This is a genomic window from Bacillus sp. GM2 (genome assembly GCF_056155945.1).
The window spans coordinates 1-24,807 of record NZ_JBRKSZ010000008.1; the positions used below are offsets into that span (position 1 = coordinate 1).

Annotated in this window: 17 protein-coding genes, 15 tRNA genes, 3 rRNA genes and 3 pseudogenes; 4 read left to right on the forward strand and 34 right to left on the reverse strand. The window is 48.0% G+C overall.

Annotated elements, in window-relative coordinates:
* The 21 genes and pseudogenes from ACVC9U_RS14790 to ACVC9U_RS14890 form a co-directional block, all read right to left on the reverse strand.
* Window positions 1-246, reverse strand: a pseudogene (locus ACVC9U_RS14790) (hypothetical protein); the annotation flags it as partial.
* 217 nt (window positions 247-463) lie between these two features.
* Window positions 464-1,423: a tyrosine-type recombinase/integrase gene (locus tag ACVC9U_RS14795; RefSeq protein ID WP_441391225.1), complete on the reverse strand. Its 960-nt coding sequence runs from the start codon at window positions 1,421-1,423 to the stop codon at window positions 464-466.
* Window positions 1,424-1,608: 185 nt separating this feature from the next.
* Window positions 1,609-1,697 (reverse strand) — tRNA-Leu (locus ACVC9U_RS14800).
* 10 nt (window positions 1,698-1,707) lie between these two features.
* Window positions 1,708-1,778: transfer RNA gene (locus ACVC9U_RS14805), tRNA-Cys, on the reverse strand.
* Between the two features lie 13 nt (window positions 1,779-1,791).
* Window positions 1,792-1,866 (reverse strand) — tRNA-Gly (locus tag ACVC9U_RS14810).
* A gap of 53 nt (window positions 1,867-1,919) precedes the next feature.
* Window positions 1,920-1,991 (reverse strand) — tRNA-Gln (locus ACVC9U_RS14815).
* 8 nt (window positions 1,992-1,999) lie between these two features.
* Window positions 2,000-2,072: transfer RNA gene (locus ACVC9U_RS14820), tRNA-His, on the reverse strand.
* A gap of 20 nt (window positions 2,073-2,092) precedes the next feature.
* Window positions 2,093-2,166, reverse strand: a tRNA-Trp gene (locus ACVC9U_RS14825).
* Between the two features lie 7 nt (window positions 2,167-2,173).
* A tRNA-Tyr gene (locus ACVC9U_RS14830) sits at window positions 2,174-2,258 on the reverse strand.
* A gap of 7 nt (window positions 2,259-2,265) precedes the next feature.
* A tRNA-Thr gene (locus ACVC9U_RS14835) sits at window positions 2,266-2,338 on the reverse strand.
* A 3-nt stretch (window positions 2,339-2,341) separates the two neighbouring features.
* Window positions 2,342-2,417, reverse strand: a tRNA-Phe gene (locus ACVC9U_RS14840).
* 10 nt (window positions 2,418-2,427) lie between these two features.
* A tRNA-Asp gene (locus ACVC9U_RS14845) sits at window positions 2,428-2,504 on the reverse strand.
* Between the two features lie 14 nt (window positions 2,505-2,518).
* A tRNA-Met gene (locus ACVC9U_RS14850) sits at window positions 2,519-2,595 on the reverse strand.
* A gap of 21 nt (window positions 2,596-2,616) precedes the next feature.
* Window positions 2,617-2,692: transfer RNA gene (locus tag ACVC9U_RS14855), tRNA-Val, on the reverse strand.
* 117 nt (window positions 2,693-2,809) lie between these two features.
* A tRNA-Glu gene (locus ACVC9U_RS14860) sits at window positions 2,810-2,884 on the reverse strand.
* 14 nt (window positions 2,885-2,898) lie between these two features.
* Window positions 2,899-2,990 (reverse strand) — tRNA-Ser (locus ACVC9U_RS14865).
* Between the two features lie 6 nt (window positions 2,991-2,996).
* Window positions 2,997-3,071: transfer RNA gene (locus ACVC9U_RS14870), tRNA-Asn, on the reverse strand.
* A 9-nt stretch (window positions 3,072-3,080) separates the two neighbouring features.
* Window positions 3,081-3,196, reverse strand: a 5S ribosomal RNA gene (gene rrf / locus ACVC9U_RS14875).
* A 170-nt stretch (window positions 3,197-3,366) separates the two neighbouring features.
* Window positions 3,367-6,297 (reverse strand): 23S ribosomal RNA (locus ACVC9U_RS14880).
* Between the two features lie 236 nt (window positions 6,298-6,533).
* Window positions 6,534-8,083 (reverse strand): 16S ribosomal RNA (locus tag ACVC9U_RS14885).
* The 16S, 23S and 5S rRNA genes sit together here with 15 tRNA genes alongside, the layout of an rRNA operon.
* A 307-nt stretch (window positions 8,084-8,390) precedes the next feature.
* Window positions 8,391-9,254 (reverse strand): annotated as a pseudogene (locus ACVC9U_RS14890) (nucleotidyltransferase-like protein); the annotation flags it as partial.
* Window positions 9,255-9,471: 217 nt separating this feature from the next.
* On the opposite strand from ACVC9U_RS14890, the gene ACVC9U_RS14895 reads away from it, so the two are divergent.
* Window positions 9,472-9,819: a YgzB family protein gene (locus tag ACVC9U_RS14895; protein ID WP_003179962.1), complete on the forward strand. Its 348-nt coding sequence runs from the start codon at window positions 9,472-9,474 to the stop codon at window positions 9,817-9,819.
* 48 nt (window positions 9,820-9,867) lie between these two features.
* On the opposite strand, the gene perR is transcribed toward ACVC9U_RS14895, so the two are convergent.
* Entirely contained in the window at window positions 9,868-10,305 is a 438-nt protein-coding gene (gene perR / locus ACVC9U_RS14900; RefSeq protein ID WP_003179961.1) for a peroxide-responsive transcriptional repressor PerR, read from the reverse strand.
* A gap of 212 nt (window positions 10,306-10,517) precedes the next feature.
* Entirely contained in the window at window positions 10,518-10,991 is a 474-nt protein-coding gene (gene bcp / locus ACVC9U_RS14905; RefSeq protein ID WP_003179960.1) for a thioredoxin-dependent thiol peroxidase, read from the reverse strand.
* A 163-nt stretch (window positions 10,992-11,154) separates the two neighbouring features.
* Here bcp and ACVC9U_RS14910 point away from each other — a divergent pair, with 163 nt between their 5' ends.
* Window positions 11,155-12,453 carry a glutamate-1-semialdehyde 2,1-aminomutase gene (locus tag ACVC9U_RS14910; RefSeq protein ID WP_009329014.1) on the forward strand — a complete coding sequence of 433 codons (1,299 nt, stop codon included), beginning with the start codon at window positions 11,155-11,157 and terminating at the stop codon, window positions 12,451-12,453.
* 252 nt (window positions 12,454-12,705) lie between these two features.
* Window positions 12,706-13,776: an FUSC family protein gene (locus ACVC9U_RS14915; protein ID WP_003179957.1), complete on the forward strand. Its 1,071-nt coding sequence runs from the start codon at window positions 12,706-12,708 to the stop codon at window positions 13,774-13,776.
* A gap of 29 nt (window positions 13,777-13,805) precedes the next feature.
* Here ACVC9U_RS14915 and ACVC9U_RS14920 read toward each other — a convergent pair whose 3' ends face one another.
* The 10 genes and pseudogenes from ACVC9U_RS14920 to fabL form a co-directional block, all read right to left on the reverse strand.
* Window positions 13,806-14,696, reverse strand: a complete 891-nt coding sequence (locus ACVC9U_RS14920; RefSeq protein WP_003179955.1) for an ABC transporter permease — start codon at window positions 14,694-14,696, stop codon at window positions 13,806-13,808.
* A gap of 12 nt (window positions 14,697-14,708) precedes the next feature.
* Window positions 14,709-15,710, reverse strand: a complete 1,002-nt coding sequence (locus tag ACVC9U_RS14925; protein WP_145652999.1) for an ABC transporter permease — start codon at window positions 15,708-15,710, stop codon at window positions 14,709-14,711.
* Window positions 15,711-15,723: 13 nt separating this feature from the next.
* Window positions 15,724-17,322, reverse strand: a complete 1,599-nt coding sequence (locus tag ACVC9U_RS14930; RefSeq protein WP_441391226.1) for an ABC transporter substrate-binding protein — start codon at window positions 17,320-17,322, stop codon at window positions 15,724-15,726.
* Window positions 17,319-18,275: an ABC transporter ATP-binding protein gene (locus ACVC9U_RS14935; RefSeq protein WP_003179948.1), complete on the reverse strand. Its 957-nt coding sequence runs from the start codon at window positions 18,273-18,275 to the stop codon at window positions 17,319-17,321. The genes ACVC9U_RS14930 and ACVC9U_RS14935 overlap by 4 nt, the downstream gene beginning before the upstream one ends.
* Window positions 18,272-19,252 carry an ABC transporter ATP-binding protein gene (locus tag ACVC9U_RS14940; protein ID WP_003179945.1) on the reverse strand — a complete coding sequence of 327 codons (981 nt, stop codon included), beginning with the start codon at window positions 19,250-19,252 and terminating at the stop codon, window positions 18,272-18,274. Before ACVC9U_RS14940 ends, ACVC9U_RS14935 begins: the two co-directional genes overlap by 4 nt.
* Window positions 19,253-19,382: 130 nt before the next feature.
* Window positions 19,383-21,125 carry an ABC transporter ATP-binding protein gene (locus tag ACVC9U_RS14945; RefSeq protein ID WP_003179944.1) on the reverse strand — a complete coding sequence of 581 codons (1,743 nt, stop codon included), beginning with the start codon at window positions 21,123-21,125 and terminating at the stop codon, window positions 19,383-19,385.
* Between the two features lie 75 nt (window positions 21,126-21,200).
* Complete coding sequence (gene ntdP / locus ACVC9U_RS14950) at window positions 21,201-21,731, reverse strand: nucleoside tri-diphosphate phosphatase (RefSeq protein ID WP_003179942.1); 531 nt, start codon at window positions 21,729-21,731, stop codon at window positions 21,201-21,203.
* A 164-nt stretch (window positions 21,732-21,895) separates the two neighbouring features.
* The gene (locus tag ACVC9U_RS14955; protein ID WP_003179940.1) at window positions 21,896-22,141 is read right to left on the reverse strand and encodes a YgaB family protein; all 246 of its coding nucleotides are present in this window, start codon (window positions 22,139-22,141) and stop codon (window positions 21,896-21,898) included.
* 174 nt (window positions 22,142-22,315) lie between these two features.
* Window positions 22,316-22,465, reverse strand: a pseudogene (locus tag ACVC9U_RS14960) (gamma-type small acid-soluble spore protein); the annotation flags it as partial.
* 83 nt (window positions 22,466-22,548) lie between these two features.
* Window positions 22,549-23,301, reverse strand: coding sequence for an enoyl-[acyl-carrier-protein] reductase FabL (gene fabL / locus ACVC9U_RS14965; RefSeq protein ID WP_441391227.1), 753 nt, complete (start codon window positions 23,299-23,301; stop codon window positions 22,549-22,551).
* Between the two features lie 83 nt (window positions 23,302-23,384).
* Between fabL and ACVC9U_RS14970 the strand changes: the two genes are divergently transcribed.
* A complete protein-coding gene (locus ACVC9U_RS14970; protein WP_020450628.1) occupies window positions 23,385-23,609 on the forward strand; it encodes a hypothetical protein in 225 nt (74 codons plus the stop codon).
* A gap of 25 nt (window positions 23,610-23,634) precedes the next feature.
* Here the strand turns inward: ACVC9U_RS14970 and mutY are convergent, their stop codons facing one another.
* Window positions 23,635-24,720 carry an A/G-specific adenine glycosylase gene (mutY, locus tag ACVC9U_RS14975; protein ID WP_075755185.1) on the reverse strand — a complete coding sequence of 362 codons (1,086 nt, stop codon included), beginning with the start codon at window positions 24,718-24,720 and terminating at the stop codon, window positions 23,635-23,637.
* Between the last annotated feature and the right edge of the window lie 87 nt (window positions 24,721-24,807).

Sequence of the window (24,807 nt, forward strand, 5' to 3'; positions counted from 1 at the left end):
ATCGAATCTTCGGATCAATCGGTTAGCCTGTTCACGATTCATACCAATATGATGAAGCCACTTTTCAAACGCTCCTTTGTATTTATTATGGTTGGATAACCTTTCTTGGGCTTCCTTTAACTCCCGGCCTAAATCCGTATATGCTTTCCCGACGATCTCACGCATTTTAGACTCCTTGATGCGAAGAAATTCTGCTGTGCTATCGTCTAACTGTTCGTATCGGAACTTATCAAGTTCGTTTGCCATTCTTCATGACCTCCTTCACGAAATAATACCCGCGACTTATCAAAACCGCACAATAAATTCGAAATTTCTTCTGCCTTCACTTATAAAACACGTAGTCAATCTTTATTATTGGGACATCAATTTCAAAAAAATTATGTGTTCATTATAAGTTGCACATAAACTTCTCGGATCGGACGGCTTTTTAAACAAAAAAATAACCTCGCCTAAAAAGACGAGGTTAAAACAATTTCTCTACGTGGCTGAATTTCTTGTGAGCATCCATGACATCACTGCTGAATAAATTAACGTAATTCCGAACCATATCTAAGCTCGTATGCCCTAAAACTGCCTGAAGCGCAAAAACATCGGCTCCATTTTGAACGGACATTTTCGCAAAGGTGTGTCGGAAAGTATGAGGCGAGCATCTAACGTTTTTAATATTTGCCTTTCGTCCATACTTTCTTAAACGGTTTTGTACCTGGCGAATTGTCAACGGAGTATTATCTATCGTAACGAACAAAGCCTCGTTCGGTACGTCTCCGCGTATTTGTACATACTTCCTTAACTGGCATTTCATCGTCGCTTGTATCGGTACAAGGCGCTCTTTATATCCCTTCCCATCGATCCTTATTTGCGAATCTTCCCACCGAATATCCTTAACGCAAATATCCGTCAACTCCCGTACCCGCACACCGGTTTCAATAAGTAAGAGCATGATCGTATAATCGCGAAAACCAGTAAACGTCCCTAAGTCCGGCTGTCTCAGTAAGTCCTTTAATTGGTCGCGTGAGAACGTTTCTACAACTTCCTTCTTCTGCTTCAAGAGCGAAAGTTCCCGTACTGGATTTTCGTATATTTGACGATCTTTTTCGAGGAAATTAAAGAACGCCCGAATCGCCCGCAGTCGCGTATTGATCGAAGTTTCCTTTCGATTTAACGTTTCCATCATGTAGACTATAACGTTTTCCTTAATAATTTTCAGCGTGATATCACCGGGTTTTGTCGAAATTCCCTGCCGTTCAAGCATCGTACGAAATGCGAGTAATTCATCGCGATAATACTTAACGGTGTGTTTCGATAAATTTTTCAGCTTACATTCGCGGATAAACGAATTAAAAGCCGTTTCAAAATCCGTCAATTCAATTTCGGGCTTGTCCGATGCTTGATCGGTTACTAACTTATTTGACCGCCGCGCCATCGCTGCACCTCCGAATTTTATTCGTCGGCGACAAAACAACGGAATCTTACGCATATAACGCAAAAAGAGCGACCTACAAATCGTAGATCGCCCGTCATATTAGCGTTTATGTCATCGGAATGGTAAACCGCATTTTGAGTCGTGCGCGTCTGCCAATTCCGCCACACCGGCATGTGTGTGATCAATGGTGCCGAGGGCCGGACTTGAACCGGCACGGTAGTCACCTACCGCAGGATTTTAAGTCCTGTGTGTCTGCCAATTCCACCACCCCGGCACGGGAAATAAGGCGACACCCGGATTCGAACCGGGGATAAAGGTTTTGCAGACCTCTGCCTTACCACTTGGCTATGCCGCCATCATTTAAGAATTGGAGCGGAAGACGGGATTCGAACCCGCGACCCCCACCTTGGCAAGGTGGTGTTCTACCACTGAACTACTTCCGCATTTTAACTAATATTCATCTTATCATATGCAGGATGATAAAGAAAGATGAAAACTGGGCTAGCTGGATTCGAACCAGCGCATGACGGAGTCAAAGTCCGTTGCCTTACCGCTTGGCTATAGCCCAATATTAAGGGCGATTGATGGGAATCGAACCCACGAGTGCCAGAGCCACAATCTGGTGCGTTAACCACTTCGCCACAACCGCCATAAATTGTGAATTAAAATTGGCAGGGGCAGTAGGAATCGAACCCACACCGGAGGTTTTGGAGACCTCTGTTCTACCGTTAAACTATGCCCCTAAAAACATGGTGGAGGGGGACGGATTCGAACCGCCGAACCCTGAGGGAGCGGATTTACAGTCCGCCGCGTTTAGCCACTTCGCTACCCCTCCAAAACAGTGCCGGCCAGAGGACTTGAACCCCCAACCTACTGATTACAAGTCAGTTGCTCTACCAATTGAGCTAGACCGGCAAATGGTGGCTCGGGACGGAATCGAACCGCCGACACACGGATTTTCAGTCCGTTGCTCTACCAACTGAGCTACCGAGCCTCTATTTAAATGGCGGTCCGGACGGGACTCGAACCCGCGACCTCCTGCGTGACAGGCAGGCATTCTAACCAACTGAACTACCGGACCATTAATGAGTAATTTGGTTGCGGGGGCAGGATTTGAACCTGCGACCTTCGGGTTATGAGCCCGACGAGCTACCGAACTGCTCCACCCCGCGATAATATGATTTTCATAGAAATGGTGGAGGATGACGGGATCGAACCGCCGACCCTCTGCTTGTAAGGCAGATGCTCTCCCAGCTGAGCTAATCCTCCGAAGTACAGGACCTACAAGTGCATGCGTTGCAGCAGGACGTTGCGATCTTAGCATGCCTTCCTTTAAAAAGCTTTGGTGTAAACCTGATACTTTTCAGCGTGCTGTCCAAAAAAGAATGGTGACCCGTACGGGATTCGAACCCGTGTTACCGCCGTGAAAGGGCGGTGTCTTAACCACTTGACCAACGGGCCAGATGTATTTAAAGTGGCGGAGAGCAAGGGATTCGAACCCTTGAGACGGCGTTGGCCGCCTACACGATTTCCAATCGTGCTCCTTCGACCACTCGGACAGCTCTCCAATAAATGGCTCCGCAGGCAGGATTCGAACCTGCGACCGATCGGTTAACAGCCGATAGCTCTACCACTGAGCTACTGCGGAATAATGCCTGCCTGGCGATGTCCTACTCTCGCAGGGGGAAGCCCCCAACTACCATCGGCGCTGAAGAGCTTAACTTCCGTGTTCGGCATGGGAACGGGTGTGACCTCTTCGCCATCATCACCAGACAATTTAGTGACAAAGATCATTATACTATGTATTTGAAAAAATGCAAGTGCATTTTTTGAGAAATTATTCTCTCAAAACTAGATAACGGGCAGACGAGGCCCACAGGATGTGGGTCATGCAGGCGTTGCCACACGATGTGGCGTATTTAGCCAGCGTTCACTTATTTTATTAGGTTAAGTCCTCGATCGATTAGTATCTGTCAGCTCCATGTGTGGCCACACTTCCACCTCAGACCTATCAACCTGATCATCTTTCAGGGATCTTACTTCCTTATAGGAATGGGAAATCTCATCTTGAGGGGGGCTTCATGCTTAGATGCTTTCAGCACTTATCCCGTCCGCACATAGCTACCCAGCGATGCCCTTGGCAGAACAACTGGTACACCAGCGGTGCGTCCATCCCGGTCCTCTCGTACTAAGGACAGCTCCTCTCAAATTTCCTGCGCCCGCGACGGATAGGGACCGAACTGTCTCACGACGTTCTGAACCCAGCTCGCGTACCGCTTTAATGGGCGAACAGCCCAACCCTTGGGACCGACTACAGCCCCAGGATGCGATGAGCCGACATCGAGGTGCCAAACCTCCCCGTCGATGTGGACTCTTGGGGGAGATAAGCCTGTTATCCCCGGGGTAGCTTTTATCCGTTGAGCGATGGCCCTTCCATGCGGAACCACCGGATCACTAAGCCCGACTTTCGTCCCTGCTCGACTTGTAGGTCTCGCAGTCAAGCTCCCTTGTGCCTTTACACTCTGCGAATGATTTCCAACCATTCTGAGGGAACCTTTGGGCGCCTCCGTTACCTTTTAGGAGGCGACCGCCCCAGTCAAACTGCCCACCTGACACTGTCTCCCTGCCCGATAAGGGCAGCGGGTTAGAAGGTCAATACAGCCAGGGTAGTATCCCACCGATGCCTCCACCGAAGCTGGCGCTCCGGTTTCCAAGGCTCCTACCTATCCTGTACAAGCTGTACCAACATTCAATATCAGGCTGCAGTAAAGCTCCACGGGGTCTTTCCGTCCTGTCGCGGGTAACCTGCATCTTCACAGGTACTATAATTTCACCGAGTCTCTCGTTGAGACAGTGCCCAGATCGTTGCGCCTTTCGTGCGGGTCGGAACTTACCCGACAAGGAATTTCGCTACCTTAGGACCGTTATAGTTACGGCCGCCGTTTACTGGGGCTTCAATTCGCACCTTCGCTTACGCTAAGCGCTCCTCTTAACCTTCCAGCACCGGGCAGGCGTCAGCCCCTATACTTCGCCTTACGGCTTCGCAGAGACCTGTGTTTTTGCTAAACAGTCGCCTGGGCCTATTCACTGCGGCTCTCTCGGGCTTGCACCCTAACAGAGCACCCCTTCTCCCGAAGTTACGGGGTCATTTTGCCGAGTTCCTTAACGAGAGTTCTCTCGATCACCTTAGGATTCTCTCCTCGCCTACCTGTGTCGGTTTGCGGTACGGGCACCTCTCACCTCGCTAGAGGCTTTTCTTGGCAGTGTGGAATCAGGAACTTCGCTACTATATTTCGCTCGCCATCACAGCTCAGCCTTACGGGAAACGGATTTGCCTATTTCCCAGCCTAACTGCTTGGACGCGGATATCCAATACCGCGCTTGCCCTATCCTCCTGCGTCCCCCCATTGCTCAAATGGTGAGGAGGTGGTACAGGAATATCAACCTGTTGTCCATCGCCTACGCCTTTCGGCCTCGGCTTAGGTCCCGACTAACCCTGAGCGGACGAGCCTTCCTCAGGAAACCTTAGGCATTCGGTGGAGGGGATTCTCACCCCTCTTTCGCTACTCATACCGGCATTCTCACTTCTAAGCGCTCCACGAGTCCTTCCGGTCTCGCTTCACAGCCCTTAGAACGCTCTCCTACCACTGTTCGCAAGAACAGTCCGCAGCTTCGGTGATACGTTTAGCCCCGGTACATTTTCGGCGCAGAGTCACTCGACCAGTGAGCTATTACGCACTCTTTAAATGGTGGCTGCTTCTAAGCCAACATCCTGGTTGTCTAAGCAACTCCACATCCTTTTCCACTTAACGTATACTTTGGGACCTTAGCTGGCGGTCTGGGCTGTTTCCCTTTCGACTACGGATCTTATCACTCGCAGTCTGACTCCCAAGGATAAGTCTTTGGCATTCGGAGTTTGACTGAATTCGGTAACCCGGTAGGGGCCCCTAGTCCAATCAGTGCTCTACCTCCAAGACTCTTACCTTGAGGCTAGCCCTAAAGCTATTTCGGAGAGAACCAGCTATCTCCAGGTTCGATTGGCATTTCACCCCTACCCACACCTCATCCCCGCACTTTTCAACGTGCGTGGGTTCGGGCCTCCATTCAGTGTTACCTGAACTTCACCCTGGACATGGGTAGATCACCTGGTTTCGGGTCTACGACCACGTACTCATGCGCCCTATTCAGACTCGCTTTCGCTGCGGCTCCGTCTTTTCAAACTTAACCTTGCACGGGATCGTAACTCGCCGGTTCATTCTACAAAAGGCACGCCATCACCCGTTAACGGGCTCTGACTACTTGTAGGCACACGGTTTCAGGATCTCTTTCACTCCCCTTCCGGGGTGCTTTTCACCTTTCCCTCACGGTACTGGTTCACTATCGGTCACTAGGGAGTATTTAGCCTTGGGAGATGGTCCTCCCGGATTCCGACGGAATTTCACGTGTTCCGCCGTACTCAGGATCCACTCAGGAGAGAACGAAGTTTTGACTACAGGGCTGTTACCTCCTATGGCGGGCCTTTCCAGACCTCTTCATCTACCTCGTTCTTTTGCAACTCCGTACAGAGTGTCCTACAACCCCAAGAGGCAAGCCTCTTGGTTTGGGCTGTTCCCGTTTCGCTCGCCGCTACTCAGGGAATCGCATTTGCTTTCTCTTCCTCCGGGTACTTAGATGTTTCAGTTCCCCGGGTCTGCCTTCTCATATCCTATGAATTCAGATATGGATACTGCTCCATTACGAGCAGTGGGTTTCCCCATTCGGAAATCTCCGGATCAAAGCTTGCTTACAGCTCCCCGAAGCATATCGGTGTTCGTCCCGTCCTTCATCGGCTCCTAGTGCCAAGGCATCCACCGTGCGCCCTTTCTAACTTAACCGTTAAAAAGAATCACTACGTGATATCTTGCATTACTAATTGAATGTGATGTCTACTTTCGTTATCTAGTTTTCAAAGAACAACGCACAGGAGGTGCTAACACATGCGTTGCCACAGGATGTGGCGCATTTAGCAGGTGCTCCTATGTCTGAAGGAATGATCCTTCAAAACTAAACAAGATCCAAACGCACCTGTCTATAAGACCGCAAGGTCTTATATTCCGTATAATATCCTTAGAAAGGAGGTGATCCAGCCGCACCTTCCGATACGGCTACCTTGTTACGACTTCACCCCAATCATCTGTCCCACCTTAGGCGGCTGGCTCCAAAAGGTTACCTCACCGACTTCGGGTGTTACAAACTCTCGTGGTGTGACGGGCGGTGTGTACAAGGCCCGGGAACGTATTCACCGCGGCATGCTGATCCGCGATTACTAGCGATTCCAGCTTCACGCAGTCGAGTTGCAGACTGCGATCCGAACTGAGAACAGATTTGTGGGATTGGCTTAGCCTCGCGGCTTCGCTGCCCTTTGTTCTGCCCATTGTAGCACGTGTGTAGCCCAGGTCATAAGGGGCATGATGATTTGACGTCATCCCCACCTTCCTCCGGTTTGTCACCGGCAGTCACCTTAGAGTGCCCAACTGAATGCTGGCAACTAAGATCAAGGGTTGCGCTCGTTGCGGGACTTAACCCAACATCTCACGACACGAGCTGACGACAACCATGCACCACCTGTCACTCTGCCCCCGAAGGGGAAGCCCTATCTCTAGGGTTGTCAGAGGATGTCAAGACCTGGTAAGGTTCTTCGCGTTGCTTCGAATTAAACCACATGCTCCACCGCTTGTGCGGGCCCCCGTCAATTCCTTTGAGTTTCAGTCTTGCGACCGTACTCCCCAGGCGGAGTGCTTAATGCGTTTGCTGCAGCACTAAAGGGCGGAAACCCTCTAACACTTAGCACTCATCGTTTACGGCGTGGACTACCAGGGTATCTAATCCTGTTCGCTCCCCACGCTTTCGCGCCTCAGCGTCAGTTACAGACCAGAGAGTCGCCTTCGCCACTGGTGTTCCTCCACATCTCTACGCATTTCACCGCTACACGTGGAATTCCACTCTCCTCTTCTGCACTCAAGTTCCCCAGTTTCCAATGACCCTCCCCGGTTGAGCCGGGGGCTTTCACATCAGACTTAAGAAACCGCCTGCGCGCGCTTTACGCCCAATAATTCCGGACAACGCTTGCCACCTACGTATTACCGCGGCTGCTGGCACGTAGTTAGCCGTGGCTTTCTGGTTAGGTACCGTCAAGGTGCCGCCCTATTCGAACGGTACTTGTTCTTCCCTAACAACAGAGTTTTACGATCCGAAAACCTTCATCACTCACGCGGCGTTGCTCCGTCAGACTTTCGTCCATTGCGGAAGATTCCCTACTGCTGCCTCCCGTAGGAGTCTGGGCCGTGTCTCAGTCCCAGTGTGGCCGATCACCCTCTCAGGTCGGCTACGCATCGTCGCCTTGGTGAGCCGTTACCTCACCAACTAGCTAATGCGCCGCGGGTCCATCTGTAAGTGGTAGCTAAAAGCCACCTTTTATGATTGAACCATGCGGTTCAATCAAGCATCCGGTATTAGCCCCGGTTTCCCGGAGTTATCCCAGTCTTACAGGCAGGTTACCCACGTGTTACTCACCCGTCCGCCGCTGACCTAAGGGAGCAAGCTCCCGTCGGTCCGCTCGACTTGCATGTATTAGGCACGCCGCCAGCGTTCGTCCTGAGCCAGGATCAAACTCTCCATGAAGTAATGGAGAGCAGATTAAGTTCGTCACATTCTGTGACAACATCTGCATGGCCTGCATCGTGCAGGCCCCTGACTACGCACATTCGCATGTGCGATTTATTTAATGAATTAACAGGTGCGTTTTGTCTTGTTTAGTTTTCAAAGATCATTTCCGCTTCTGTCCGAAGCGACTTTATTAGTATAACATTTTCAACGAGAAGTGTCAAATGTTTTTTTGATTTTTCGTCGCTGCTGCTTTCTGTTCAAAAACCGTTCCGCTAACAGCGACGCTTAATAATATATCACCGTTATAAATTAGTGTCAACACTTTTTTAATAAAATATCCTCGGTGAAAAATCTTTTGGCCCTTTGTCTCTATCGGCTTTACTCCGACTAAATCCTTTTCAGCCAAGAACTCCAGTATAACTCCCAGGTCTGTCGTGAAATACTTGAGATCCGGATGTTTAAGAAGTTCGGCAAATTGCCAAACCGATTTTTCATCCATGACATTGAGAATATAGGCAGCCCCTATTTCGGCTTTTGAATGAATGAGAAAATCGCTTGCGAGGAATAATAACTCCAGCCGTTTTTGCAAGCTTTCATTGCTTTCAATTAATTCCTTATACAATTTATAAACCTGAGGTTCCATGTGGCGGACTTGGTTCCATACCGTAACTTCAGGGTGAAACCCCTTATCGATCACTTCGATTCTGGCCAAATGGTGGAGGGCGTGTACGATGGAATTGTAGGCATCCAAAAATTGACCGTCCTCAAAAAACGATTTTCCTTCTATATATCTTCTGATTAATTTCCCGTATTCAAGTCCGATTTTTAGTTTTCTTTCTGAAAACGGAAATGTATTGAGCTGCTCAATCAGCTTGGCGATAAATTCGTTTCGGTCGAAAAGCACCTTTCCATTGAGAACCCAGTCTATGATTCTCCTGTTTGTTCCAAGCAGAATCCATTCCTGAAGCTGTTCAACAGAAATAATATGAAGAGAAGCCGTTTTTCCGTCGAAATCATAATGCTTCACGAATACAGGGTCTTCAGCCTTATTAACGATAATCAACAATGCCGCATCAAAATTATCTGTTGCAGATGAAGTTTGATTTCTCCTCTCAATCAGCATGACAGCGAGTGTGTCAGGGCGGCTTGCTCTTTCTTGGTAAATCGGACGGAGAAGATTTTCCATCACCATTCCTCCAATACGATGTAAATACGTTGCATAAAAGCTTCTCTCTTGTTTCTACCTATTTCTACGAGCCAATAAAAACTCCTTTATTTTGAAAACACATTGAATTATTATAATCAATTTCCCCAAAACTCTCTATAGAAATTTTCCAATTGATTCGTTTTAATTAAAGAATAACACATCTTTGATATGCTATATTAGAGACAGGGGGATGGATATGGCCAAATACTCTAGTAAAATCAACAAAATCAGAACGTTTGCGTTGAGCCTTGTATTTATAGGCTTCATTATTATGTATGTCGGGGTCTTTTTTAGGTCCTCGGTCCTCTTGATGTCGGTGTTTATGATCTTGGGGGTATTGTCTATCTTGTTGAGCACAGCGGTTTATTTTTGGATCGGCATGCTTTCAACGAAAGCGGTTCAAGTCGTCTGTCCAAACTGTGAAAAACCGACCAAGATTTTAGGCCGGGTTGATATGTGCATGCATTGCAGGGAGCCTTTGACATTGGACAAAAACCTCGAAGGAAAAGAGTTTAACGAATCGTATAATCGAAAGTCTCAGTAAATGCTGCAACAAAAATAAGCTGACCGTTAAAAAAGCGGCCAGCTCTTTTTAATGGCTTTCTTTTTTGTCGCATTCCTGACATAAACCGTATATCTCCAGTCTATGGTGACTGACTTTAAATCCTGTCACATGTGAAGCAAGCTGCTCCACTTCGTCGAGGCCGGGATAATGAAAGTCGACGATTTTCCCGCAGCGTTCGCAAATTGCGTGATAATGCTCGGAAGTCACGAAGTCAAACCGGCTGGAGGAATCTCCGTACGTTAATTCCTTAACGAGCCCTGATTCCTTAAAAACCCGCAAATTGTTGTAGACCGTTGCTACGCTCATGTTTGGAAATTTCCCTTCCAGAGCTTTATATATATCATCTGCAGTTGGATGAGACATAGAATTCACGAGAAATTCCAGAATGGCATGACGTTGAGGAGTAATTCGCACCCCGGTTTCCTTCAACGCTTCCAACGCTTCTTTCAGGTTATGTTCAGCCATCGTCATGCACCTCTCTTCTAAAAAAAATTCTTACATTATAACGTTTATAATTAGTGTAACTCCTGATCAGAATCTTTGTCAATTCCAATCCCTGTGAAAAAGCTATTTTTAAGGCGAAAAATGCCGCTATGATCAGCATGGCCGATCAGACAGGCGAATATGAGCGTAAAAAGAGACCAAACTAAAATACAGTCCGGCCTCCCCAGCGAGCTTTATGCTTCCGCGATTTCTTTTACTGCTTGAAGCGCTTCTGCGACATGGTCTTTTACCTTTACTTTCCGCCACTCTTTCACAAGGCGGCCTTCTTTATCAATCAGGAATGTCGACCGTTCGACACCCATGTATTCCTTGCCGAAATTCTTCTTCAGCTTCCATACGTCAAAGCTTTCAGCGAGCTTGTGTTCATCATCGACGAGCAGCAGAAACGGCAGATCGTGTTTTTGCTTGAATTTTTCATGCCTTGCCTGATCGTCGGGGCTGACTCCGATAATGACGGCATCAAGTTCCGCAAAGCTTTCATGACGGTCTCTGAAATCGCACGCTTCCGTTGTGCATCCCGGCGTCATATCTTTCGGGTAAAAATAGAGCACGACATACTTTCCTTCAAAATCCGACAGCTTTACTTTTTCTCCGTGATCGCCCAGCAGTTCAATATCAGGCACCTTTTGTCCAATTTCAACAGTCATTGTTTTGCCTCCTGTTATGTTTAATCGCTTGCTTTCCCCCATTATAAAAAACAGCGCCCTCTTGTTCAAATGTTCGGCGGCTTCTTTTTTGCGCTCTGTCCGCCTCGTGTTACAATATAGAAAATATAGAAATAGATAAAGGTGCAAAAATGAGGAGGATATTATGCAGCATACTCAATCTGAAAAGCTTCATGAAGAAGCTCTTCAACATATAGTCGGAGGCGTCAACAGCCCCTCAAGGTCTTACAAAGCGGTCGGCGGAGGTTCTCCCGTCGCGATGGAAAGGGGAAGCGGCGCTTATTTTTGGGATGTGGACGGCAACAAATACATAGACTACCTTGCCGCGTACGGACCGATTATTACGGGCCACGCCCACCCGCATATCACGAAAGCGATTCAAACAGCTGCTGAGAACGGGGTGCTTTACGGTACGCCGACAAAGCATGAAGTGACATTTGCCAAGATGCTTAAGGAAGCGATTCCTGCCTTGGATAAAGTGAGATTCGTCAATTCGGGAACGGAAGCTGTGATGACGACGATTCGCGTCGCCCGGGCCTATACAGGCAGAACGAAAATCATCAAGTTCGCCGGCTGCTACCACGGCCATTCCGATCTTGTGCTGGTGGCGGCCGGTTCAGGACCGTCAACGCTCGGCACGCCTGATTCCGCCGGGGTTCCAAAAAGCATCGCCAACGAGGTGATTACCGTTCCTTTCAATGATATCGACAGCTATAAAGAAGCGCTCGATAAATGGGGGAACGATATTGCGGCAGTCCTCGTTGAACCGATTGTCGGAAACTTCGGGATCGTCGAACCGAAGAGCGGATTCCTCGAGCAGGTCAATGAACTGACACATAAGGCGGGAGCCCTGGTCATCTACGATGAAGTCATTACCGCTTTCCGCTTTATGTACGGCGGCGCCCAGGATCTTCTTGGCGTCAAACCTGATTTGACGGCGCTCGGCAAAATCATCGGCGGCGGCCTGCCGATCGGCGCCTACGGAGGCAGAAAAGAGATTATGGAACAAGTCGCACCGCTCGGACCTGCTTATCAAGCGGGCACGATGGCGGGGAATCCGGCTTCCATCCTCTCTGGCATCGCCTGCCTTGAAGTGCTGAAAGAAAAAGGCACATACGAAAAACTTGACCGCCTCGGCGCCATGCTTGAAGAAGGCATCCTGGCACATGCCGAGACCCACGGCATCGACATCACTGTCAACCGTCTAAAAGGCGCGCTCACCGTATACTTCACGAACGAAAAAGTCGAAAACTATGAGCAAGCCGAAAATACGGACGGAGACATGTTCGCGGCCTTTTTCAAACTGATGCTTGAGCGCGGAATCAATCTTGCGCCTTCAAAATATGAAGCATGGTTTATCACCACCGCGCACACGGAAGAGGACATTAAAGATACGCTCAAAGCCGTGGATGACTCATTTAAACAATTGAAACAGCGCATGTAAAAAGAGAGCGGATCCGCTCTCTTTTTTATCAAATGCGGAGCACTTTGAAAGCGCGGTGAACAGGCACTTTCCGCCGGCTTGTTTTTCTTTTTTGTCAATGATTTGTTTTTTCTTAAAAATGGGTTGAATATTTCGGAAGATCGCTGTATATTACTTTATTGTTTGGCAAATTAACAGAGAGGGAATGTTCACTACAATTCATTTTCTGTAAAGAACGAATTTTATTATAGAAAGGGATGCAAGTACAGCCTAATGAAACTTGGTGCCCGTATTTTCAAAACAGGCATTGCCATTACGCTTGCGCTTTACCTCGCGTCTTGGCTCGGCCTTCCGACTCCTGTCTTCGCGGGAATCGCGGCTATCTTCGCGATCCAGCCTTCGATCTATCGTTCATTTTTGACGATTGTCGATCAAGTGCAGGCGAACATTATCGGAGCAGCCACAGCCATTATTTTTGGACTTATTTTTGAACCCAGTCCGATCATCATCGGATTGACGGCGGTAATCGTCATTACGATCAACTTGAAGCTGAAGATCGAGAACACGATTTCGATCGCTCTTGTCACCGTTATTGCCATACTGGAGAGCTCCGGCGACAACTTTTTATGGTTTGCTTTGGTGAGAACCGGAACGGTTATTTTGGGCGTGTTGTCTGCGTTCTTGGTCAACCTGATTTTTCTGCCGCCTAAATATGAAACGAAGCTCGTCAGCCATATTGTTGAAAATACAGATGAAGTCATTAAATGGATCAGATTGTTGACGCGGAAGACAACGGAACATTCCATGCTGAAAGAAGACATTGAAAAACTGAAAGAAAAAATGATGAAGGTTGACCACCTTTACTTGCTCTACAAAGAAGAAAGAAGCTATTTAAAACGTTCCACATATGTAAAACAGCGAAAGCTCGTGCTGTTCAGACAGGCGATCATTGCATCCAACCGTGCGCTTGATGCCCTGAAAAAGCTGCACCGGCTTGAAAACGAGTTTTATCACATGCCTGAAGAATTTCAAGAAACGCTGGTCGAAGAGCTCGATTATCTCCTCCATTGGCACGAACGAATTTTAATGAGATTCGTCGGCAGGATCAAAACGCAGGATCACGTCGACCTGCACGAAGAAGGAGACGTGTACAAACAGCACTTGACCGAATCATTCCTGAAAAACCAGGACAAATTAAAAGAAGAACTGTTGGACTACAATATGCTGACCATTATGGCGAGCACTGTAGAATACCGAGAACAGCTTGAGCATTTGGAAACCTTGCTCTCAAGCTTTCAGACGTACCACAAAAAAGACAGCGAGCTTGAAGTTGAGGAAGAATAAACCGGTTAACGAATATGTTAACCGGTTTTTTATTTTCCTTCCTTCATTTTCGGATCAAGGGTGTCGCGCAGGCCGTCTCCCATCAGATTAAAGCCGAGAACGGTCAGCATGATCGCAAATCCCGGAAAAAACAATGTCCATGGAGCCTGCGCCAAGTAAGGCCTGGCATCCGCAAGCATTTTTCCCCACTCGGGGTTCGGCGCCTGCGCCCCCAACCCTAAAAATCCGAGCGCGGCCGCTTCTATAATCGCGGTTCCAATATTCAGCGTCGCTTGAACGATAACCGGGGCCATGCTGTTGGGGAGAATGTGTTTAAACATCAGCCTTATATTGGACATCCCGACAGCACGCGCTGATAAGATATACTCCTCCTGCCTGATGCTGAGCACTTTTGAACGAACGAGCCTGCCAAACGTCGGAACGTTGATGATGGCGATGGCAATCAGGGCATTTTCAAGAGAAGGCCCCAGAATCGCTACAATGGCGATCGCCAGCAGAATGCTCGGAAACGCGAGCATGATATCAAACAGCCGTGAAATCAATGCATCAGCCCATCTGCCGTAAAAACCGGCGATCAGCCCTAGCAGCGTCCCCGCCAAGGCCGATGCCAAACAGGAGAAAAAGCCGACCCATAAAGACAGCCTTGCGCCGTAAAGCACCCTAGAGAAAATATCCCTGCCAAAGTCATCCGTGCCAAAAAGGTGTTCCGCAGACGGAGCGGCGAGCCTGTCTGACAGTGACTGGTCGTTTATTCCGTATGGTGCGATGAGCGGCGCGAAGATGGCTAGCAGGATAAACAGCGCGACTAGAATCGTGCCGGCGGCAGCCAATTTATGCTCAAAAAACCGCCGAATATGTTCCGCCAAAGGCGAACGCACCTTCACGTCCTCCCTCTGCTGTTCATTTTGAAGCACAACCATGTTTCCCGCCTCCTAATATTTAATTCTCGGATCGATGACGGCGTACAGCAGATCAACAATGAAGTTAATCATGACGAAGATGAAGGCGATCACGAGGATGCCCGATTGGATAACCGGGTAGTCGCGGTAGCTGATCGCATCATAAATGTACCGGCCGATGCCGGGCCAGGCAAAAATAGTCTCTGTTAAAATTGCGCCGCCCAGTAACAGTCCGGTTTGCAGGCCGATGACGGTCAATACCGGAATGAATGCATTTTTTAAACCGTGCTTATAGATGACGAAAAACATATGCACGCCTTTTGCTTTTGCCGTGCGGATATAATCGGACTGCAGCACCTCTATCATGCTGGCTCTCGTAATTCTCGCAATGATCGCGGCGGGAATGGTGGCAAGAGCGGTTCCCGGCAAAATTAAATGGCGGATGGTTTCTGCAAACTGATCAAATCTTCCGTGCAAAAGGGTGTCCAGTGTATGAATGTAGGTAAAGGCTTCGACCGGATTTCTGACATTCTCCCTTCCCGTTGTCGGCAGCCAGCCGAGCTCGATCGAAAAGAACCACTGGCCCATCAGACCGAGCCAAAAAATCGGCATCGACACGCCGATTAAAGCAACCAGCATCGCAATATAGTCGAATACCGAATTCTTAAACCACGCGCTGATGATTCCGGCATTCACGCCGACAAACACTGCGATCAGCATCGCGAAAAAAGCAAGCTCGAGAGTGGCGAACAAATACGGCTTTATTTCTTGCGTAATCGCCGCTCCCGTGCGGATTGATGTCCCGAGATCCCCTTTCAGCAAATCCCCGATATATCTGGCGTATTGCACATACCACGGCTGATCAAGGCCGAGCTGGACGGTCAGCTGCTGCACCGCTTCCTTTGTCGCCCTCTGACCGAGAATAACCTGGGCGGGGTTGCCGGGAATAAAGCGGATGATCGAAAAAACGACCAGTGTCATGCCGATGAGAACGGGGATCAGCATAGCCGTCCGTTTTAAACAGTACGCAAGCAATGGCTGTCACCACCTATTTAAACTCTACGCTGGACAATACTTCACTCCCTGTCGGATGCGGAGCATATCCTTCGATATCTTTTGAACCGGCCAAAATCGGCGTGGAATGGACAAGCGGAACCCAAGGCGATTCTTCATGGAGGAGCTCCTGCGCATCTTGATACAGTTTATTTCTCTTCTTTTGGTCAGGGTCTGACTGCGCTTCGATTAAGATGTCATGAAGCTCGTCATTGCTGAAGTACGTATAGTTGTTACCGCCGATATTATCTTTATCAAGCAGCGTATAAATGAAATTGTCCGGATCTCCATTGTCTCCGGTCCAGCCCATCAAAAACGCGTCAGCTTCTCCTTTGCTCACCTTATCCAAATACGTCGCCCAGTCGTAAGTGACGATTTCCGCTTTGACGCCGATTTTTTCGAAGCTTGATTGTATCACTTCGGCTATTTTCATACCGTCCGGCATATACGGCCGCGGAACAGGCATTGCCCAAAGCTTCATTTTAAACCCGTCCGGGAATCCGGCTTCTTTTAAGAGTTCTTTTGCCTTTTTTAAATCATACGGATATTCCTTTATCTGATCGTTGTACCCTTCAAGCGAAGGAGGGAGCGGGTTTTTGGCAGATTCAGCGAGACCTCCGTAGAAGGAGTCGATAATCGCCTGTTTATCGACAGCATGGTTCAGCGCCTGGCGGACCAGCTTATTGTCAAATGGCTTTCTCGTCGTTGTCATTCCGAGATACCCGACGTTCATTGAAGGCCTTTCAAATATTTTCAGATTGGCGTCTGCTTTGATGCTTTCGATATCAGACGGATTGACGCCATCCATTAGGTCGATTTCGCCCGTCTTCAATGCATTTAAGCGGGCTGAGTTTTCAGGAATGGCTCTGAAAATGATCTTCTGCAATTTCGGTTTGCCTTGATCCCAATAGTCTTCATTTTTCTCAAGGACGATCCGGTCGTTCGGCTTCCATTCGACAAATTTGTAAGGGCCAGTGCCGACGGGGTGCTCCCTGAATTTTTCGCCGTATTTTTCAATGGCGGCAGGACTTGCAATCCCGAAAGAAGTCATGGCAAGGTTCTTTAAAAACGGCGCTTGCGGGCGTTTTAAAATGAACTGAATCTTATGGTCGTCGAGAACTTTTATGTCTTTGATGACGTGCCCCTCATCTTTCTTATAGCCTCCGAACATGCCGTAGTAAGGAAATTTTTCTTCATCCCCGTTCATCCACCGCTCAAAATTGTATTTGACGGCTTCTGCATTAAAATCCGTTCCATCATGGAATTTCACGCCTTTTCTCAGCTCCAATGTGTAGGTCAAACCGTCATCTGAAGCGTCCCATTTCACCGCGAGGCCTTCCTTCAGCGTTGTGTCTTGTTCCCCGTAATTCAGCAAGGTCTCAAACATATTGATCGTCACTTTAAACGCTTCGCCTTCTGTCGTTGTGATCGGATCAAGCGATGTCGAATCACCTCCTCTGCCGATGATCAGCGTATCTTTTCCGCCGTTCGTCCCTCCGTCGTTCTTTCCGCTTTCGTTACCGGAGCATCCCATTAAAAAAGCGGAAACAGACAGAATCATTCCCAAACAGATCAGCCAGCTTTTCTTTTTCATCGTACAGCCTCCTTATTGGTAAAATGGCATGCAGCATAATGCCCGTCCGCAGTCTCTTCAAGAAGCGGCTCCGCTTCAAGGCAGACGTCCGCCCGCTTCATGCATCGGCTGTAAAAAGGACAGCCCTTTTCACTCATGCGGGGCGCGGCAATATCCGGCGCCGTATGAACCGCCTCTCCTTTGCCGATGACGGGTACTGCCGCTAACAGTGTTTCTGTATAGGGGTGTTTCGGTTCTCTAAATAAAGAGTCGGCGTCCGCCATCTCGACAATCTTTCCGAAATACATCACGGCTACCCTGTCGCTGATATAGCGGACGACCCCGAGATCATGCGAAATAAACAGAAACGTTAAATTGAATGCCTCCTGCAGATCAGACAGCAGATTTAAGATCTGCGCCTGAACGGATACATCAAGCGCGGAAACAGGCTCATCGGCAATGATTAATTTCGGCTTTGTGATCAGCGCTTTTGCAATACCGATCCTTTGCCTCTGGCCGCCGCTGAATTGGTGTGCATATCGGTCGCCGTATGAAGCATCAAGACCGACAATTTCAAGCATCGAGCGAACGACTTCTCTCCTTTCCGCCTTCGTTCCGAGTTTATGAACGATCAGCGGTTCCTCCAAAATATCTTTTATTTTCATGCGCGGATTCAATGAAGCGTACGGATCTTGAAAAATCATTTGTATATGCCTTCTCATGTTGCGAAGCTGTTTTGCATCAAGGCCGGTCATCTCCCGCCCGAGAAACGTCACCTTTCCAGAAGTCGGTTCGGTCAGCCGCAGTATCGATTTTCCCAAGGTTGATTTTCCGCAGCCGGATTCCCCGACGATCCCTACGATTTCGCCTTTTTTGACTGACAGTGTAACATCATCGACCGCTTTGACGATTTTCTTGCGGGACACGCGGTAATACGTTTTCAGCTCTTGGACGTTCAGCAGTTCATGATTCATGTGAAAGCACCTTCCTCTTCGTAGAGAAAGCAGCTTACAGCATGGTCATCCGCCAGCCTGTTCAATCCAGGCTCCTCCTCTACGCAGCGTTCGCGTTTATGAGGGCACCTCGGCGCAAACATACAGCCTTTTTTTATCGACCCCGGTTTCGGCACCTGCCCCTCAATCGAAGACAGACGCTCGGATTTGCCTGTGAATGCCGGAATAGAGGCGAACAAGCCTTTTGTATAGGGGTGTTTCGGGCTGTCAAAAACAGCGGTGACACCGCCTTCTTCAACGATCCGCCCGGCATACATGATCATCACGCGTTCACATGTATTGTGAACGACGCCAAGGTCATGGGTAATAAGGAGAATGGCTGTGTTAAATTCGGCATTCATTTTTTTCAAAAGGGACAGAATCTGAGCCTGGATGGTGACGTCGAGAGCTGTTGTCGGTTCATCGGCAATCAGCAGTTTCGGTTCGCAAATTAATGCCATTGCGATCATGACCCGCTGCCTCATGCCTCCCGACAGTTCGTGGGGATATTGCTTCATCAGCTGGTCCGTCCTCGGCAGGCCGACGGTATCCAGCATTTGAACGGCTTTTCTTCTTGCTTCTTTTTTATGAATATTGGTATGGCTGGAGAGTGCTTCTGTTAGTTGATCGCCAATTGTAAAAAGGGGATTGAGGGAGGTCATCGGCTCTTGAAAAACCATCGCGATGTCATTGCCGCGCATCTGTCTCCATTCTTTTTCAGACTGCATGAGAAGGTCTTTGTTTTGAAACTTGATCCGGCCCGTCGTCCGGGTGTTTGCGTTCAGCCCCATTAAAGCCAAAGAGGTGACGCTTTTGCCGCAGCCGGACTCTCCGACGACTCCCATGATTTCTCCGGGATGGAGATCGAAAGAAACGCCTTGCACAATCGGGGTTTCGGACTTTTTCTTTTGAAACGAAATCGATAAATCCGATACTTCAAGCAATTTTTCTTTTGTCACTTATACACCTCCGGAGCTTGTATTTTTTAAATTGTATTTAAACGAGATAGGAAATATGTACGAAATTTGCGGGGAAAGAAAAAGCCTGACATCCGTTCAGCTTCAAACGAAAGTCAGGCTTTTTGCGGTTTTAGTTTAATTTTTGAATGGTGAATAAATGCTTATAGTGCCCGTCGCGGCTCATTAGTTCGTCATGTGTGCCGATTTCCGCGACACGTCCGTTTTCGATGACAACGATTTTGTCAGCGTGGGTAATCGTCGACAGTCTGTGAGCAACGATAAAGGTCGTCCGGTCTTTCGCGAGCTTTTCCATCGCTTCCTGGATATAGTGCTCGCTTTCAAGGTCAAGCGCTGACGTCGCTTCATCCAAAATTAAGAGCGGCGGGTTCTTCAGGAACACCCTGGCGATTGATATCCGCTGTTTTTGGCCTCCGGACAGCTTGACTCCCCTTTCTCCGACCTTTGTATCATAGCCTTGCGGCAGCTCCATAATAAAATCATGGGCATTCGCAGCTTTTGCCGCTTCAATGATGTCTTCCATCGAAGCTTCGGGATTCCCGATCGATATGTTTTCGCGTACCGATTCGCTGAATAAAAACGTATCCTGGAGAACCATGCCGATTTGGTTTCTAAGGCTTCGCGCCTCATAATCGCGCACATCGATGCCGTCGATCTCCAGGCTTCCGGCTGAGACATCGTAGAATCTCGGAATGAGGCTGACAAGCGTCGATTTGCCGCCTCCGCTCATCCCGACGAGCGCAACCGTTTCGCCCCGTTCGGCTTTCAAAGAAAGATCCTGCAAAATCATTTCCTCCGATTTTTCGTATTGAAAGGAAACGTTTTTAAATTCAACAATCCCTTTTAATCGCTCTGCTTTTACAGCATTGGGCTTATCTTTTAAATCATACGGTTCATCAATAAATTCAAACAGCCTGTCCATTGATGCGATCGACTGCGTCAATGTTGTCGAGGAATTGATCAGGCGGCGCAGCGGGTTGTAGAGGCGTTCGATATATCCGAAAAACGCCACCATCGTTCCTACAGTAAGGTTCCCGTGAATCACATGATAACCTGCAACCGTAATGATGATCAGCGGAGCGAGGTCTGTAACCGTATTGACGACGGCAAAGGTTTTGGCATTCCAGGCCGTATGGCGGATTGCTTTACCGAGAAAATTCCCGTTCTCGTGATCAAATTGCTTTTGTTCATAATCCTCGATCGCAAAACTCCTGATGACAGGCATTCCCTGAACCCTTTCATGAAGATGGCCCTGCACTTCGGCCAGCGCTTGGGAACGTTCTCTCGTCAGCTTTCTGAGCCTGCCGTAGAAGAATTTAACAGACAGTCCGTAAAGCGGAAACAGCACGATCGAAATAAGCGTCAGCTTCACGTCCATCGTCATCATAATGGCGATGGCGATAAAAATCGTCATCACGTCAAGCCATACATTCATCAATCCGATGATGACGAATTCCTTCGTCTGCTCGACATCATTGATGACCCTTGAAATAATTTCTCCTGCGCGGGTGTTCGCATAATACCTGAGGCTCAGCTTTTGTATATGCGCAAAAAGCTTGTCCCTGATATCATAAAGCACCTTGCTTGCCGTCCACTGCGCGAAATACTGACGGTAATATTCGACAGGCGGCCGAAGCACCAAAAAAATGGCGAACATAACCGCCATTACCATGAATAATGTGGATGTTTTTTCCTCAGCAGTCCCGCTCCCCTGGATGATGTCGTCCACGACGTATTTCAGCAGAAGCGGGATGACCAGCGGAATAGAAAATTTAATAATACCGATTAAAACCGTCAAAACGATTTTCCATTTATACGGCTTCACAAATTCCATGTACCTTCTGATTACCCCCACACGTCTTCCCCCCTCTATATCTTGATGTGTGAGTACACCGCAAAAAACCTGTTGGTCTCAACAGGTTTTTCAGGTTTATTTTGTATAATGCAAATACCGTTCATACCAAATATCAATAAATTCAGATGCAAACGGGCCTTTTCTTTGGTGTATCCAATGCAGCAACGTATTTAAGTGATACCTTAAAATGCCGTCGATTTCCTTCGGATAATTCATCGCCTTTTTATGATCAGCGTACTCATCTTCATCAAGAATATGATACGTCATATCCGGAAAGACTTTCACGTCTAAATCATAGTCGATGTATTTGATGGCTTCATCGTCCAAAGCAAACGGCGAGCTGATGTTGCAATAGTAATAAATCCCGTCTTCGCGAAGCATGCCGATGACGTTAAACCACTGCTTTGCATGGAAATAACAAATTGCGGGCTCTCGCGTCACCCATGTCCGGCCGTCAGATTCTGTGACCATTGTCCGGTCATTGGCGCCGATGATGCACAATTCCGTTGCTTTTAAAATCGTTGTTTCATTCCAAATCCGATGAATCTGTCCATTGTGCTTATAGCTATGAATTTGAATGGTTTCTCCTTCCTTGGGAAAGCCCATGTTTTTCTCCCCTACTTTCTTTGCAAAAGCCTTACAAGTCAGTGTGTCACATCGCCTGTCCGACAGTTCTTTTATTTATTATAACGTTTGAAAATAAAAAATGAAAATAAAACAGCCACTCCCGAACAGGAATGGCTCTTTTCTAAAAAACGATAAAGAGAGGCTCATGCTTCGATTCTTTGATAAGCCTGAATCACCTGCTCCGTCTGCTTTTGGAATAAATCCTGAATTTGAGCAAGATCTTTCCGCTTCTGGGATATATCTTCCCGGATCGATAAAAGCTGGGCTTTCTTTTCAAGGGCTGCCAGTTCTTTTTCAATTTTCTGGCATCTTTCAATCTCCGCTTGCAGATACAGCAGCTTATCCATAATCTCCATCTGCCCCTGAACCAAGTTTTCAAATTCCGGCATTCGGGATCCTCCATTCTATGCTCTACTCCATTTATTGCCTAACTAACATTTCTCTATACATGCCGGATGTCCTTTGACTGATTCTGGCTAAGATTCGGATGTTTTGTCGGATCAAAAAACGAAAAGAAAAAAGCACCTCATCCGATGGTGAAGTGCTTTTTCCTGTTTCAGTGATTAGCTGTTTTGCTGTTTTTTTTGCTCAGCTTGTTGGTTATTTTGTCTTACTTGCTGCGCGTCAGTTTCGCTGGCAAATTCAGTGCCGAACTGACCACCTTGTGCAGAAGCTTGGTTTTGTTGTCTTACTTTTTGTGCGTTTGTTTTGGATTGTTGGTTAGCCATTGTATATCACCTCCACGACCATTAGATTGTGCAGGAGGATGATATCCTATTCATTGAACGCGAAAAATTTATACGAGCAGTGAACGGCCGCCGTCAATAATGATCGTCTGTCCGCGGATCATATCCGCTTTCCCCGACGTTAAAAACTCCACCGCATCGACCATGTCGCTAATCTCAACCATGCGGCCGGCAGGCGTATTTTGCCGGGCATCTTCCAAAAGTTCTTCGCGGTTCGGGAAATGCTTCAGGGCATCTGTATCGATCGCGCCTCCCGAAACCGCATTGACGATGATGTTTTCCGCCGCAAGCTCAACTGCGAGATATCTTGTCAATGATTCAAGCGCAGCTTTTGAAACGCCGACTGTCGTATAGTTTTCCAAATAACGGATCGAACCGAGCGAACTGATGCTGACAATGTGGCCGCCTCCCGTTTTCTCCATCAGCTTTGCCGCTTCCTGCGCGCAGAATAGCAGAGCTTTCGCATTGATGTTCATCGTCCAGTCCCAATGGCTTTCTTCAAGCTCCATGACGGGGCGCAATACGCCGGATGCAGCGTTGTTGACGAACACGTCCAGTCTGCCGAAGGCTTCCTCGATTTGCTGAAACATATCTTTTATTTTCGCCGGCTGCCCGACATTCGCCTTGACGACCAATGCTTTGACACCGAGCTTTTCGATTTCTTCAGCCGTTTCAAGGGCCGCTTTTTTGCTTCTTGCATAGTTGATGACGATATTGTAGCCGTTTTCGGCAAACCTCAGGGCGGCTGCTTTGCCGACGCCGCGGCTGCTTCCTGTAATAAGGGCACATTTTCTTTGTTCCATCTGTCATTCATCTCCTAGTATAGTGATTGAAAATCTGATAAAAAATAGCTCATAACACGATCAAAAAAGGAGGCATTCGCCTTATGTACGTAGGACGCGATATGAGCGAGCTCGATCACACGCCGAAAAACGAGTGGAAAGATGCGGAGCTTCTCTATTTTCACCGCGCCTTCCAGCAAATCATGCCATTCCTTAATGAAGAAGGGCATGCCGAGTACCTGGAGGTTGTGAAAGAAATTCAAGCAAGAGGCGGACTGCGCCGCCAGGAAGCCGATTATACGCACGGCACCACCATCCAGTACGACTAACGGACAGCATGCACAGTCAAGCTGCCTATTTCATATACATATTCCATATTTTCTGATGCGATACCGGGAAGGCATATTCAGCGAGCTCTTCTTTCGTGACCTTTTTAAAGTATGAATCATCCGGTTGATCGAGCGTTTTCCCGAAAAAGACAGAAATGTTCCAGACAAGGTGTGTAAACACGTGTTCTACGATTCCTTCAAGCGGACCGATTTCGGCTTCTATTCCGGCTGCTTCTTCCAAAAAAGCCGCAAGCTGTTCGCGCTCGTGCTTCAGTCCTTTCTGCGTTTCTGTGTTCGGGAATTCCCAAAGGTTTGCCAAAAGGCCTGATGCCGGTCTTTTATGGATATAGATGTATCCTTCTTCATCAGTCAGGACAACGGCTGCAAGAGTTTTTACCGAAGGTTTTTTCTTTTTGCTTTTAACCGGAAGCTCTTTTTCACAGCCTTCTGCAAAAGCGGAACAGTGTTCTCGGACGGGACAGAGAAGGCAGGATGGCGATTTCGGCGTACAGATGACAGCGCCAAGCTCCATCAGCCCCTGGTTAAATTCGGACGGTTTTTCTTCGGAAATAAACGCTTCGACAATTTTTTCAAACAGGGTTTTGGTTTTAGGCTTTGCGATATCATCCCATACGGAAAGAATCCGTGACATGACCCGCATGACATTTCCGTCCACCGCGGGGACCGGCTGATTGTAGGCGATGCTCAGCACCGCGCCTCTTGTATAAGGGCCGACACCTTTTAAGCTGCCGAATTCCTCTTTTGAAGGAGGAACCACTCCCCCGTATCGTTCGTGAACTTCCCTGACAGCGCTCTGCAAGTTCCGAACTCTTGAATAGTATCCCAGTCCTTCCCAAGCTTTAAGCACTTTTTCTTCGTCGGCTTCAGCGAGCGCTTCAACGGTCGGGAACTTTTCAATAAAGTTGTTGAAGTAAGGAATCACCGTGTCCACTCTCGTCTGCTGAAGCATCACTTCTGACACCCATACCTTATAAGGGTCGCTGTCTGAGCGCCATGGCAGATCCCGTTTTTCTTGCTCATACCAAGAAATTAAATCTTCTTGAAATTGTTTGATGTTTTTTTGCTCTAATTTCTTTTGCAGATCCATCATGAAACTTCTCCTTGCCTGTGCACGTCACATTTGCATACCGATCTTTTGTTACTTCGGCTTTTTGTTGTAAACTATATGCATATACGA